A 13,252-nucleotide genomic window follows, 5' to 3' on the forward strand; every position below is an offset into this window, starting at 1 on the left:
TCAGTTGCCGGTCGTGAAACCGGTGATGTCGCCGACCCGGGTCTGCGCCGCGTGCGCGGCGGCGACGATCCGGTCCGGCGTGAAGCCGAACTGCTCGAAGAGCACGGAGTGCGGGGCACTCGCGCCGTAGTGCTCCAGGCTGACGGTCTCGCCGCAGTCGCCGACGATGCCGCGCCAGGACATCGCGATGCCCGCCTCCACGCTCACCCGGGCCTTTACCCCGCGCGGCAGGACCGACTCCCGGTACGCCTCGTCCTGCTCGAAGAACCACTCCTGGCAGGGCATCGACACGACCCGGGTGGGGGTGCCGCCGGCCTCCAGCCGCTCCCGGGCGGTCAGGCAGAGCTGCACCTCGGAGCCGGTACCCACGATGATCACCTCGGGCTTGCCGTTGGACGCCTCGGCCAGCACGTAGCCGCCCTTGGCGACGCCCTCGGCGCCGGCCAGCTGCGAGCGGTCCAGCGTCGGCAGCGCCTGCCGGCTCAACGCCAACGCCGTCGGCCGGTCGGTGTGCTCCAGCGCCTGCCGCCAGGCCCAGGCGGTCTCGTTGGCGTCGGCCGGCCGGACCACGTCCAGGCCGGGAATGGCCCGCAGCGCGGTCAGCTGCTCCACCGGCTGGTGGGTCGGGCCGTCCTCGCCGAGACCGATGGAGTCGTGCGTCCAGACGTAGACCACCGGCAGCTTCATCAACGCGGCCAACCGGACGGAGGGCCGCATGTAGTCGCTGAACACCAGGAAGGTGCCGCCGTACGGGCGGGTGCCACCGTGCAGGGCGATGCCGTTGAGGATCGCGCCCATGGCGTGCTCGCGGATGCCGAAGTGCAGGGTCCGGCCGTACTCGTGGCCCGGGAACTCCTTGGTGGCGTACTGGCTGGGGACGAAGGAGGGCTCACCCTTCATCGTGGTGTTGTTGCTCTCGGCCAGGTCGGCGGAGCCACCCCACAGCTCGGGCAGCACCGGGGCGAGCGCGGCCAGCACCTTGCCGGAGGCGGCCCGGGTGGCGACACCCTTGGCGTCGGCGGGGAACTCCGGCAGGGCGTCGGCCCAGCCCTCGGGCAGCGTCCGGCCGGCCAGCCGGTCGTAGAGCGCGCGGCGCTCCGGGTTGGCGTTCGACCACGCGTCGAAGGCGGCCGTCCACTCCTGCTGGGCGGCCTCGCCACGACGCAGCGCCGACCGGGTGTGGCCGAGCACCTCCTCGGTGACCTCGAACGAACCGGCCGGGTCGAAACCGAGGACCTCCTTGGTGGCGGCCACCTCGTCGGCGCCCAGCGCCGAGCCGTGGATCTTGCCCGTGTTCTGCTTGTTCGGTGCCGGCCAACCGATGATGGTGCGCAGCGCGATGAACGACGGGCGGCCGGTCTCCGCCTTGGCGGCCAGCAGCGCCTGGTACAGCTCCTCGACGTTCTCGTGGTAGTCGCCCTGCTCCGCGTCGCCGCGCCGCCAGTCGACGGTCTGCACGTGCCAGCCGTACGCGGCGTAGCGGGCGGCCACGTCCTCGCTCATCGCGATGCGGGTGTCGTCCTCGATCGAGATCTCGTTGTCGTCGTAGATGAGGCAGAGGTTGCCCAGCTGCTGGTGCCCGGCCAGGGCGCTGGCCTCGTGGCTGATGCCCTCCTCGATGTCGCCGTCGGAGGCGATGCACCAGATGTGGTGGTCGAAGGCGGACTCACCGGCCTCGGCCTCCGGGTCGAACAGGCCGCGTTCGCGCCGCGCCGCCATGGCCATGCCGACGGCGTTGCCCAGGCCCTGGCCGAGCGGGCCGGTGGTGGTCTCCACGCCGGGGGTGTGCCCGTGCTCGGGGTGGCCCGGGGTGAGCGAACCCCACTGCCGCAGCGACCTCAGGTCGTCCAGGCTCAGCGGGTAGCCGGCCAGGAAGAGCTGGATGTACAGCGTCAGGCTGGAGTGGCCGGCGGAGAGCACGAAGCGGTCCCGGCCGGGCCAGTTCGGGTCGGCGGGGTTGTGCCGCATCACCCGGTTGAACAGCAGGTACGCCGCAGGGGCGAGACTCATCGCGGTGCCCGGGTGGCCGTTGCCGGATTTCTCCACGGCGTCCATGGCCAGTACGCGGACGGTGTCCACGGCACGGCGGTCGAGGTCGGACCAGTCAAGTGCGGGGGGCGCGGGTCGGTTGGCAGCCACGGTGGTTTGTGCTCCTCGGCGAGATGGGCGGAACCCTCAGTGATGACCCTATCGAGCGCGGCTAAACGTGCGCCCGAGGATCTCAGCATGCTGGTCTGTACGTTTCGGGTGCGCTACACGGTTCAGCCCGCCGTCAGGCCGTCCGCCAGCCCGTCGGTGTGACGACTGGCACCGTTGCCGGGTCGCCCGGGCAGCCAAAACGACAACGCGTAGTGTGTGGGTCGGTGTGTGGACCCGAGCCGGTCCGGCCGCCGTGACCTCCCCTCCCGACGCCGGAAGGTGGCAATCCGTGAGCATGATCACCGAGCGCCCCGTCAGCAACCCTGCCGGGCAGACGCCGGTGCGTACGGCCGGGGAGACCCCAGCCCGCCCCCGCGACCTGCGGGCGGTGGTGGCGGCGTACGTGACGCTGACCAAGCCGCGGATCGTGGAGCTGCTGCTGGTCACCACGGTGCCGGCGATGATGCTCGCGCACGGTGGGCTGCCGTCGCTGTGGCTGGTCGCGGTGGTGCTTGTCGGCGGCTCGCTCGCGGCGGGCGCGGCCAGCGTGCTCAACTGCTACATCGACCGGGACATCGACCAGGTGATGCGGCGTACGAAGCGACGGCCGCTGCCGGCGCACACCGTGACGCCCCGCAACGCGCTGATCTTCGGCCTGGTGCTGGCGGTGGTCTCGGTCGCGTTGATGGCGGTGTTCACAAATCTGCTCGCCGCCGGGCTCACGCTTGCCGCGATCGTCTACTACGACGTGGTCTACACCCTGTGGCTCAAGCGCACGACGGCGGCGAACACCTTCTGGGGTGGCGCCTGCGGCGCCGCGCCGGTGCTGATCGGCTGGGCGGCGGTGACCGGCTCGCTGTCGCCGGTGGCGTGGGCGCTGTTCGGGGTGGTCTTCTTCTGGCAGATGCCGCACTTCTACCCGCTGGCGATGAAGTACAAGGACGACTACGCCCGGGCCGGCATCCCGATGCTTCCGGTTGTCGCGTCGGTCCGCCGGGTCAACGCCGAGATCGTGCTCTTCGCCTGGCTGACCGTGCTGACCTCGCTGGCCGTCTGGCCGCTGGGGCTGAGTGCGGTCTACGGTGTTCCGACGCTTGTGGTCGGCGCGATCTTCGTGGCCGAGGCGCACAAGCTCGCCGGCCGGGCCAGCCGGGGCGAGCCGGTCAAGCCGATGCGGCTGTTCCACTGGTCGACGACGTACCTGACCATCGTCTTCGCCGCCGCGGCCCTCGACGCCCTGCTCTGACCGCCTGCTCGCCGGTCGCTGCGGTGGGCGGGGCAGTGGGGCATGAGTGCCGTGTCTCCAGATGCGCCCGGTTGGTGACGCTTTCGCCGCTCCGAAAGACCCTGTTTGATGCTGATAAATACGGGCGAAACGTCTGTGGTCCCGCTTAAACCTTCGGGTAATGGGTATCACAAAAGCTTCACGGTTCTCGCCCGTTCGAGTGGCTGTCTGCTTAGGCTTCACGTTATGGCAGATGGTTCCGATACGACGCTGACGGCTGATCAGACCGCCTCCGGGCAGGCCTCCAACGGGCTGGTCGCGGGCATCAAGTCGTTCGCCGCCGAGCACGGCGGGGCGAAGGCGGTCATCGAGTACGTCGGCAAGCGCGGCGCCCGCATCGTCCTGGTGGGCTCCGACGGCGCCTGGGGCGACCAGTTCGCCGAGGACACCGTGACCGCCCGTGAGGCCTGCGCGCAGGCCGGGGTGGCCGTGGAGAACGCCTGGGAGCGGGAACTGATGGACCAGATGCGCCCGAGCAACGACCTGTGGCGTTCGATGGCCCGGCGCACGATGGCCCGTTGAGATAAGTTGACCGATCACCACCAGTCGACCCGGGGGAAACCCCGGGTCGCTCTTGTCACCTGCACCGATCTGGCCGACCTCGACGACGACGACCGTCTCGTGGTGGCTCCGCTGGCCGCGCGCGGGATCCTCGCCGAACCCGTCGTCTGGGACCACCCGGACGTCGACTGGGCCCGCTACGACCTGGCCGTGCTCCGCTCGCCCTGGGACTACATGTCCCGCCGGGACGAGTTCGTCGCCTGGGCCACGGGCGTGCCCCGACTGGTCAATCCAGCGGACGTGGTGCGCTGGAACACCGACAAGCGCTACCTCGACGAGTTGTCCGCCGCCGGTGTACCCACGGTCCCGACCGGCTGGGTGCGGCCCGGCGAGCCGTGGCAGCCACCTGCGGATCACGGTGAGTACGTCATCAAGCCGGCCGTGAGCGCCGGCAGCCAGGACACCGGCCGGTACGACCTGGCCGACCCGGGGCACCGGGACCTCGCGGTCGCCCACGTGCGTCGGCTCGGTGCGGCCGGCCGGGTGGCAATGGTCCAGCCGTACCTGAACGCGGTCGACACCGACGGAGAGACCGCGCTGCTCTTCTTGGCCGGCCCGACCGGGTTGACCTTCAGCCACGCCATCCGCAAAGGCCCGATGCTGACCGGGCCGGACGAGGGTGTCGACGGGCTGTACAAGGTCGAGGAAATCACCGCCCGCACGGCGCAGCCGGCGCAACTCGCCGTCGCGGAGCAGACCCTCGCGGCGGTGCCGGGCGGGTCCGACCGCCTGCTCTACGCCCGGGTCGACCTGATTCCCGGCCCCGACGGCACCCCGGTGCTGGTGGAGCTGGAACTGACCGAGCCCTCCCTCTTCCTCGGCCACTCCGCTGGCGCACCCGACCGCCTAGCCGACGCCATCCTCACCTACCTCACCCACCTCTCCCACCCCACCCCCTGACCCCCGCTGCCCCCCCGCTGCCCCCCCTCGCCTCGACGGGTTGATCATGAAGTTGTTGTCGTGCCACGCCGGAGAGAGTGACAACTACTTCATGATCAATGCGAGGTCAGGCGGGGGTGGGGGCCGGGTGGGCGGGCTCGGTGGGGGTGGGGGCGGCTGGCTGGGTTGGCGTCGGGTCGTCGGCGGGGTGGCGCTCGTGGGTTGACCAGAGCACGGCCAGGGTGGCGAGCCAGACCAGGCAGGAGCCGAGCATGTGCAGGCCGACCAGCAGCGCCGGCAGGTTGGTGAAGTACTGCACGAAGCCGATCACGCCCTGACCCAGTTCAACAAGCAGCAGGGTCAGCGCGGCTCGTACCGCCCGCGCCGGCGCGCCGACCGCCCGCAACGCCAGCCACAGGCCCACGGTCAGGCCGACGAGCAGGAAGACCAGGTCGGCGTGGATCTGGGAGATCGTCTGCGGATCCAGGCCGTTGCGGACGGCGTCGGCGTCGCCGGCGTGCGGTCCGCTACCGGTCACCGCCACCCCGACCACGATGACCGCCGCGCTGGCCACCACGGTGATCCAGGTGAGGGACCGCAGCGCCGGCGGCACCACCGGTACCTTGCGGCCGTCCGGCTCGCCCACCCGACGCCACAGGGCGTACGCGACGACAAGCAGCAGCATCGACACCACGAAGTGGATGCCCACGATCGAGGGATGCAGCTGGGTGCGGACGGTGATCCCGCCGATCACGGCCTGCGCCACGATGAGGAGGACGACGGCCAGTGCCAGCGGCACCGCACCCCGTCGGCGGGGCCGGTACGCGAGCACGGCCAGCAGCGTGGCGCCCGCGATCAGCACCAGCACGAAGGTGAGCAGGCGGTTGCCGAACTCGATCACCCCGTGCATGCCCATCTCGGCCGTGGTGGTGTACGACTCGTCGGTGCACCGGGGCCAGGTGGGGCAGCCCAACCCGGACGCGGTCAGCCGCACCGCCCCGCCGGTGACCACGATCGCGACGTTCGCGACGACGTTGGCCAACGCCAGTCGACGCAGCAGGGTGATGGAGACCAGAGATCGGGCGGGTCGATTCACGAGCCGAATCCTACGCAACGTAGTTGTCGCCGATCGGGTGACTCCGCCGGTGCGGTGGCTCGGATCACCGGGGTCACGTTTGCGGGCCCAGATTGAATTACGTAACGTGGGCGTTGTGAAAAAGGCGGCGGGACTCACCGGGCACCAGCCGACGGCCGGGCCGGCCGTCGGCGGGTCGTTGCCCGTCGTCACATCCGCCCCGCAGGTCCCGGCCGGCACCCAGGCAACACCGGCCGGTGAGCCGTCGACCCGGGACCGGGTCACCCTGCTGCTGCTGGAACGTCGCGCCGCCACCGCCGCCCAGTTGGGCAACGCGCTCGGGCTCAGCCCGGCGGCGATCCGCCGGCACCTGGACGCGATGCTCGCCGACGGTGACGTCGTGGCCCGTGAGCAGACCGTACGCGGTCACCGGGGGCGGGGCCGACCGGCAAAGGTGTTCCTGCTCACCGACGCCGCCCGGAGCCGGTGTGGCACGCACCACTACGACAACATGGCCACCGCCGCGCTGCGCTGGATCGCGCGTACCGGCGGCTCACGCGCGGTGGAGAGGTTCGCCGCCGAGCAGGTGGCCGCCCTGGAGACGCGCTGTCAGGCCGCCCTGGCCGATGCCGGCGACGATCCGATGGCCCGTGCCGAGGCACTCGCCGCGGCGCTGACCGCGGAGGGATACGCTGCCAGTGCCTCCACGATCGCCTCCGGCGGCCAGCTCTGTCAGCACCACTGCCCGGTGGCGCACGTGGCCGCCGAGTTTCCCCAGCTGTGCGAGGCCGAGACCACGGTGATCTCCCGCCTGGTCGGTACCCACGTGCAGCGCCTGGCCACCATCGCGCACGGCGACGGGGTGTGCACCACGCACATTCCGGGTTCGCCGCACGCCCAGTCCGGTAAGACCGTCACCACTGTGAGGACAGATAGATGACCGAGCAGATCGTCCAGCCCCTGACCCAGGAGGAGCAGCTCGCCGCCCTGGGCAACTACGAGTACGGCTGGGCCGACCCGGACGTCGCCGGGTCCTCGGCTCAGCGCGGCCTCAACGAGGCGGTGGTGCGAGACATCTCGGCCAAGAAGAACGAGCCGGCCTGGATGCTCGACCTGCGCCTGAAGGGTCTGCGGCTGTTCGAGCGCAAGCCGATGCCGGCTTGGGGCGCCGACCTCACCGGGATCGACTTCGACAACATCAAGTACTTCGTGCGCTCCACCGAGAAGCAGGCCGCCAGCTGGGAGGACCTGCCCGAGGACATCAAGAACACCTACGACAGGCTGGGCATCCCGGAGGCGGAGAAGCAGCGCCTCGTCGCCGGTGTCGCCGCCCAGTACGAGTCCGAGGTGGTCTACCACAAGATCCGCGAGGACCTGGAGGAGCAGGGTGTCCTCTTCCTCGACACCGACACCGCGCTCAAGGAGCACGAGGACGTCTTCAAGGAGTACTTCGGCACGGTGATCCCGGTCGGCGACAACAAGTTCGCCGCGCTGAACACCTCCGTGTGGTCCGGCGGCTCGTTCATCTACGTGCCGAAGGGTGTGCACGTGGAGATCCCGCTGCAGGCGTACTTCCGGATCAACACCGAGAACATGGGCCAGTTCGAGCGGACGCTGATCATCGTCGACGAGGGTGCGTACGTGCACTACGTCGAGGGCTGCACCGCCCCGATCTACTCCTCGGACTCGCTGCACAGCGCCGTGGTGGAGATCATCGTCAAGAAGAACGCCAGGTGCCGTTACACGACCATCCAGAACTGGTCGAACAACGTCTACAACCTGGTCACCAAGCGCGCCGTGTGCCACGAGGGCGCGACCATGGAGTGGATCGACGGCAACATCGGCTCCAAGGTGACCATGAAGTACCCGGCGGTCTACATGACCGGCGAGCACGCCAAGGGCGAGGTGCTCTCGGTGGCCATGGCCGGTGAGGGCCAGCACCAGGACGCCGGCGCCAAGATGGTGCACGCGGCACCGCACACCAGCAGCACCATCGTGTCGAAGTCGATCGCCCGGGGCGGCGGCCGGACCTCGTACCGGGGCCTGGTGCAGGTGCTGGAGGGCTCGTACAGCAGCGCCAGCACGGTCAAGTGCGACGCCCTGCTCGTCGACACTATCTCCCGCTCCGACACCTACCCCTACGTCGACATCCGCGAGGACGACGTGTCGATGGGGCACGAGGCGACCGTCTCCAAGGTCAGCGAGGACCAGCTCTTCTACCTGATGAGCCGGGGCCTGAGCGAGGACGAGGCGATGGCGATGATCGTGCGCGGCTTCATCGAGCCGATCGCCAAGGAACTGCCCATGGAGTACGCGCTGGAGCTCAACCGCCTGATCGAGCTGCAGATGGAGGGCGCGGTCGGCTGACGCCGAGCGGCGTCACCGGCGAACGCCATCCGTCGGGCCGGGGCGTGCGCCCCCTGACCGACCCTCCAGTCAATGACACCGTCGTCGTAGAACAGATCAAGGACGAGATGACTACCCAGGCTTCCGCGCCGCCCAGCACCAAGTCGCAGGCGCTGCGTTCGTACGATGTCGCCGACTTCCCGGCCCTGACCGGCCTGGAGGAGGAGTGGCGTTTCACCCCGCTCAAGCGGCTGCGTGGGCTGGTCGGTGACGACCCGACCGCCACCGGCACGATTCGGCACGAGTACGCCGACCTGCCCGAGGGCGTGTCCGTGGAGCGCATCGGCCACGACGACCCGCGGGTCGGCAGCGTGCTCACCCCGTTCGACCGGGTCAGCGCGCTGGCGTACACCGGAGCCGGGCAGGCGCTGTTGGTGCGGGTGGCGCAGGACGCCGTGATCAGTGGCCCGGCCATCCTCCGGGCGGTCGGTGGCGGCGTCGAGGGCCTGGCCTTCGGGCACACGGTCGTGGAGGTGGGTCGGTTCGCCGAGGCGATCCTGGTGCTGGAGCACGTCGGCTCGGCCACCCTGGCGGACAACGTCGAGGTGTCGGTGGGCGACGGGGCGAAGCTCACCCTGGTCACCGTGGCCGACTGGGCCGACGACGCGGTGCAGGCGCAGCACCTGAAGGTGCGACTCGGTCGGGACGCCCGGGTGCTGCACGTGCAGGTCACCCTCGGCGGCGAGTTGGTCCGCCAGCACACCACAGTCGAGTACACCGACCGTGGCGGCGAGGCCGAGCTGTACGGCGTCTACTTCGCCGACTCCGGCCAGCACCAGGAGCACCGCCAGTTGGTCGACCACACCGTGCCGGACTGCCGCAGCTACGTGGGCTACCGGGGCGCGTTGCAGGGGGAGAGCGCCCGCACCGTCTGGGTCGGCGACGTGTTGATCCGGGCCGAGGCGACCGGCACCGACACGTACGAGATCAACCGGAACCTGCTGCTCACCGACGGCGCCCGAGCCGACTCCGTGCCGAACCTGGAGATCGAGACGGGCGAAATCGCCGGGGCCGGCCACGCCAGCGCCACCGGCCGCTTCGACGACGAGCAGTTGTTCTACCTGATGGCCCGGGGCATCCCGGAGGCTGAGGCACGCCGGCTGGTGGTGCGCGGGTTCTTCGCCGAGCTGCTGAACAAGATCCCGGTGGAGCCCCTGCGTGAGCGCCTGGGGGACGCTATCGAGGCTCGGCTGGCGAAGGCGGGCGCCTGATGATCCGCATCTGCGCCATCGAGGACGTGCCGAAGGGCACCGTGATCAGCGCCGACGTCGACGGCACCCAGATCGCGCTCGTACACGGCGAGGACGACCAGTTCTACGCCGTGTTCGACGAGTGCTCGCACGCGGCCGTGGCGCTCTCCGAGGGCGAGGTCGAAGGCTGCACGCTGGAGTGCTGGTTGCACGGCTCCCGCTTCGACCTGCGTACCGGCGAGCCCACCGGGCTGCCCGCCACCGAACCCGTACCCGTCTACCCCGTCGAAGTCCGCGACGGTGACATCTACGTCAGTCTGACGCCGAGCAATGGAGTGACCCGATAATGAGCACCCTGGAGATCCGCGACCTGCAGGTGTCGGTGAAGCTGCCCGAGGGTGAGCTCAAGCCGATCCTGCACGGTGTCGACCTGATCGTGAAGTCGGGGGAGACCCACGCGATCATGGGCCCGAACGGCTCCGGCAAGTCGACCCTGGCGTACTCGGTCGCCGGCCACCCGAAGTACGAGATCACCGGTGGTTCGGTGACCCTGGACGGCGAGGACGTCCTGGAGATGTCCGTCGACGAGCGGGCCCGCGCCGGTCTCTTCCTCGCCATGCAGTACCCGGTCGAGGTCCCCGGCGTCTCGGTGGCGAACTTCCTGCGTACCGCCAAGACCGCGATCGACGGCGAGGCGCCGAAGCTGCGCACCTGGGGCGGCGAGCTGCGCGGTGCCATGGAGCGGCTGCACATGGACCCGGCCTTCGCCCAGCGCAACGTCAACGAGGGCTTCTCCGGCGGTGAGAAGAAGCGCCACGAGATCGTCCAGCTGGAACTGCTCAAGCCGAAGATGGCCATCCTCGACGAGACCGACTCGGGCCTCGACGTGGACGCGCTGCGGGTGGTGAGCGAGGGGGTGAACCGGGTGCGTGACACCGGTGACACCGGCCTGCTGCTGATCACCCACTACACCCGGATCCTGCGTTACATCAAGCCTGACTTCGTGCACGTCTTCGTCGCCGGTCGCATCGTCGAGCAGGGTGGCCCGGAGCTGGCCGACAAGCTCGAGGAGTCCGGCTACGAGCGGTACGCGGCCGGGGCTGGTCCGGCGCGGGTCTGATCCCGAAGGAAGGGCCGGTCACGACGATGACCACCATCGCGATCCCCCCGGGGATGCCGCAGTACGACGACGTGCCCCGCTACGACGTGGCGGCGGTACGCGCCGACTTCCCGATCCTCGATCGGGAGATCAACGGGCATCCGCTCGTCTACCTGGACAGCGCCAACACCTCGCACAAGCCGCGCCAGGTGCTCGACGTGCTGGCCGAGCACTACGCCCGGCACAACGCCAACGTGTCCCGCTCGGTGCACACGCTCGGCACCGAGGCCACCGAGGCGTACGAGGGGGCCCGGGGGAAGGTCGCCGCGTTCGTCAACGCGCCGAGCGTCGACGAGGTGGTCTTCACCAAGAACTCCACCGAGGCGATCAACATCGTGGCGTACGCGTTCTCCAACGCCTCGCTGCGGCCCGACGCCGACCCCCGGTTCCGGCTGGGGCCGGGCGACGAGATCGTCATCTCGGAGATGGAGCACCACTCGAACATCGTCCCGTGGCAGCTGCTGGCCGAGCGGACCGGTGCGACACTGCGCTGGTTCCCGGTCACCGACAACGGCCGGCTGGACGAGTCCGGCCTGACCGACCTGGTCAACGAGCGGACGAAGATCGTCTCGTTGGTGCACATGTCCAACATCCTCGGCACCGTCAACGCCACCTCGCGGATCACCGCCCGGGTCCGCGAGGTGGGGGCGCTGCTGCTGCTGGACTGCTCGCAGTCGGTGCCGCACATGCCGATCGACGTGGTCGACCTGGACGCGGACTTCATCGTCTTCACCGGGCACAAGATGTGCGGCCCGACCGGCATCGGCGTGCTCTGGGGCCGGACCGAACTGCTGGCCGCGATGCCGCCGGTGTTCGGTGGCGGCTCGATGATCGAGACGGTGACGATGGGCGGCTCCACGTACGCCGCGCCGCCGGCCCGTTTCGAGGCTGGCACCCCGCCGATCGCCGAGGCGGTCGCGCTCGGTGCGGCAGTGGACTACCTCACCGGCGTCGGCATGCCGGCGATCCAGTGGCACGAGAAGCAGTTGACCGCGTACGCGCTGGACGCCCTGCGTACCGTGCCCGGCCTGCGGATCTTCGGCCCGGAGGTGCCGGTCGGCCGGGGCGGCACCATCTCGTTCGCCCTCGGAGACGTGCATCCGCACGACGTGGGTCAGGTGCTCGACTCCCTCGGCGTGCAGGTGCGGGTGGGCCATCACTGCGCCCGTCCGGTCTGCGCCAGGTTCGGGGTGCCGGCCACCACCCGGGCCTCGTTCTACCTCTACACCACCACCGAGGAGATCGACGCGCTGGTGGCGGGCCTGGAGCAGGTGCGGAAGGTCTTCGGCTGATGCAGCTTGAATCTCTCTACCAGGAGATCATCCTGGACCACTACAAGCACCCGCACGGTCGCGGGCTGCGCGACGCCGAGGACCCGGCCGACCGGGTCGGCGAAGCGCACCACGTCAACCCGACCTGCGGGGACGAGATCACCGTCCGGGTGGCCACCGACGGTCAGCTGCTGCACGACGTGTCGTACGACGGGATGGGCTGTTCGATCAGCCAGGCGTCCGCGAGCGTGCTGCACGAGCTGCTGACCGGCCGGGGTGCGACGGAGGCGTTCGAGGTGCACGAGGCGTTTCTGGCGCTGATGTCCGGTCGTGGTCAGGTCACGCCGGACGAGGACGTGCTCGGTGACGGGGTGGCGTTCGAGGGTGTCGCCCGCTACCCCGCCCGGGTCAAGTGCGCGCTGTTGCCGTGGATGGCGTTCAAGGACGCCGCGGCACGCGCCGGTGTGGGCGCGAGCCCGACGGAGGTGAAGGCATGAGTGAGAACACCGCGCCGGCCGGCGGCAAGGCCGCCGTCGCCGACATCGAGGAGGCGATGAAGGACGTCGTCGACCCGGAGCTGGGCATCAACGTGGTCGATCTCGGCCTGGTGTACGGGGTGCACGTCGACGACCAGAACGTGGCCACCCTGGACATGACGTTGACCTCGGCGGCCTGCCCGCTCACCGACGTGATCGAGGACCAGACCCGCCAGGCGCTGACCACCGGCCCCGGCGGTGGTCTGGTCGACGACATCCGGATCAACTGGGTCTGGCTTCCCCCGTGGGGACCGGACAAGATCACCGACGAGGGCCGCGACCAGCTCCGCTCCCTCGGGTTCAACGTCTGACAGCTTCTCCGGGCAGGCTCCGGAGTGCCACCTCGGGCGCGGCATCCACCGGATGCCGCGCCCGACGTCTCGCTGCGGATCCGTCGACGGCTCGGGCCGCCGCGACAATGGCCAACCTCCCGGCGGCGGCCAGCGTGTCCCGGCACGGGGTGCTGGTGGTCGTGGCGCTGTCGAGCTGAGGGCGTGGGCGCATCGCAACCGACCCGGCGACGGCCTTGCCGGGTGTGGGGTGGCGGGGCGGATGCCTGAGGGCGTGGACGGTTCAGCTCGACAGCGTTGATGAGGCAGCGGCGCCGGGCGACCGGCAATCGGGGCGACGTCACGGTACCGAGCTGTCCGACGGGATCGAGAGGCGTGCCGCCCGGGTCGGAAAATCCGTGGCGCTGCTGCGCCGGCTCGCCGCAGGATGGCGCGGTGAGTGAGGCGTACCCGATGAAGCC

Annotated in this window: 13 protein-coding genes; 11 read left to right on the plus strand and 2 right to left on the minus strand. The window is 70.1% G+C overall.

All coding sequences use genetic code 11. The features are described 5' to 3' along the window. Positions 1 to 2,139 carry a transketolase gene (gene tkt / locus CLT74_RS00880; protein ID WP_099844838.1) on the minus strand — a complete coding sequence of 713 codons (2,139 nt, stop codon included), beginning with the start codon at positions 2,137 to 2,139 and terminating at the stop codon, positions 1 to 3. 289 nt (positions 2,140 to 2,428) lie between these two features. Here tkt and CLT74_RS00885 point away from each other — a divergent pair, with 289 nt between their 5' ends. The 3 genes from CLT74_RS00885 (at position 2,429) to CLT74_RS00895 (ending at position 4,885) form a co-directional block, all read left to right on the plus strand. Next, positions 2,429 to 3,385 carry a heme o synthase gene (locus tag CLT74_RS00885; RefSeq protein WP_099844839.1) on the plus strand — a complete coding sequence of 319 codons (957 nt, stop codon included), beginning with the start codon at positions 2,429 to 2,431 and terminating at the stop codon, positions 3,383 to 3,385. 225 nt (positions 3,386 to 3,610) lie between these two features. Then, positions 3,611 to 3,946: a hypothetical protein gene (locus CLT74_RS00890; protein WP_099844840.1), complete on the plus strand. Its 336-nt coding sequence runs from the start codon at positions 3,611 to 3,613 to the stop codon at positions 3,944 to 3,946. 6 nt (positions 3,947 to 3,952) lie between these two features. Beyond that, entirely contained in the window at positions 3,953 to 4,885 is a 933-nt protein-coding gene (locus CLT74_RS00895) for a hypothetical protein (protein WP_099844841.1), read from the plus strand. Between the two features lie 106 nt (positions 4,886 to 4,991). Here the strand turns inward: CLT74_RS00895 and CLT74_RS00900 are convergent, their stop codons facing one another. After that, complete coding sequence (locus tag CLT74_RS00900; protein WP_099844842.1) at positions 4,992 to 5,960, minus strand: COX15/CtaA family protein; 969 nt, start codon at positions 5,958 to 5,960, stop codon at positions 4,992 to 4,994. 115 nt (positions 5,961 to 6,075) lie between these two features. Between CLT74_RS00900 and CLT74_RS00905 the strand changes: the two genes are divergently transcribed. From CLT74_RS00905 to CLT74_RS00940, 8 genes are all read left to right on the plus strand, one after another. Next, positions 6,076 to 6,879 (plus strand): helix-turn-helix transcriptional regulator, encoded by an 804-nt coding sequence (locus tag CLT74_RS00905; protein ID WP_486582682.1) that lies wholly within the window; start codon positions 6,076 to 6,078, stop codon positions 6,877 to 6,879. Continuing rightward, positions 6,876 to 8,306: a Fe-S cluster assembly protein SufB gene (sufB, locus tag CLT74_RS00910; protein ID WP_099844843.1), complete on the plus strand. Its 1,431-nt coding sequence runs from the start codon at positions 6,876 to 6,878 to the stop codon at positions 8,304 to 8,306. Before CLT74_RS00905 ends, sufB begins: the two co-directional genes overlap by 4 nt. A 107-nt stretch (positions 8,307 to 8,413) precedes the next feature. After that, on the plus strand, positions 8,414 to 9,556 hold the full coding sequence (sufD, locus tag CLT74_RS00915; RefSeq protein ID WP_099851067.1) for a Fe-S cluster assembly protein SufD: 1,143 nt from the start codon (positions 8,414 to 8,416) through the stop codon (positions 9,554 to 9,556). Continuing rightward, on the plus strand, positions 9,556 to 9,882 hold the full coding sequence (locus tag CLT74_RS00920; RefSeq protein ID WP_099844844.1) for a non-heme iron oxygenase ferredoxin subunit: 327 nt from the start codon (positions 9,556 to 9,558) through the stop codon (positions 9,880 to 9,882). The genes sufD and CLT74_RS00920 overlap by 1 nt, the downstream gene beginning before the upstream one ends. Beyond that, positions 9,882 to 10,655, plus strand: coding sequence for a Fe-S cluster assembly ATPase SufC (sufC, locus tag CLT74_RS00925; RefSeq protein WP_099844845.1), 774 nt, complete (start codon positions 9,882 to 9,884; stop codon positions 10,653 to 10,655). Before CLT74_RS00920 ends, sufC begins: the two co-directional genes overlap by 1 nt. Positions 10,656 to 10,681: 26 nt before the next feature. Further along, on the plus strand, positions 10,682 to 11,986 hold the full coding sequence (locus CLT74_RS00930) for a cysteine desulfurase (protein WP_099844846.1): 1,305 nt from the start codon (positions 10,682 to 10,684) through the stop codon (positions 11,984 to 11,986). Next, complete coding sequence (gene sufU / locus CLT74_RS00935; RefSeq protein ID WP_099844847.1) at positions 11,986 to 12,462, plus strand: Fe-S cluster assembly sulfur transfer protein SufU; 477 nt, start codon at positions 11,986 to 11,988, stop codon at positions 12,460 to 12,462. Before CLT74_RS00930 ends, sufU begins: the two co-directional genes overlap by 1 nt. Next, positions 12,459 to 12,812, plus strand: coding sequence for a metal-sulfur cluster assembly factor (locus CLT74_RS00940; protein WP_486581877.1), 354 nt, complete (start codon positions 12,459 to 12,461; stop codon positions 12,810 to 12,812). The genes sufU and CLT74_RS00940 overlap by 4 nt, the downstream gene beginning before the upstream one ends. Positions 12,813 to 13,252 lie beyond the last annotated feature (440 nt).

The sequence above is a fragment of the Verrucosispora sp. CNZ293 genome, from assembly GCF_002754655.1.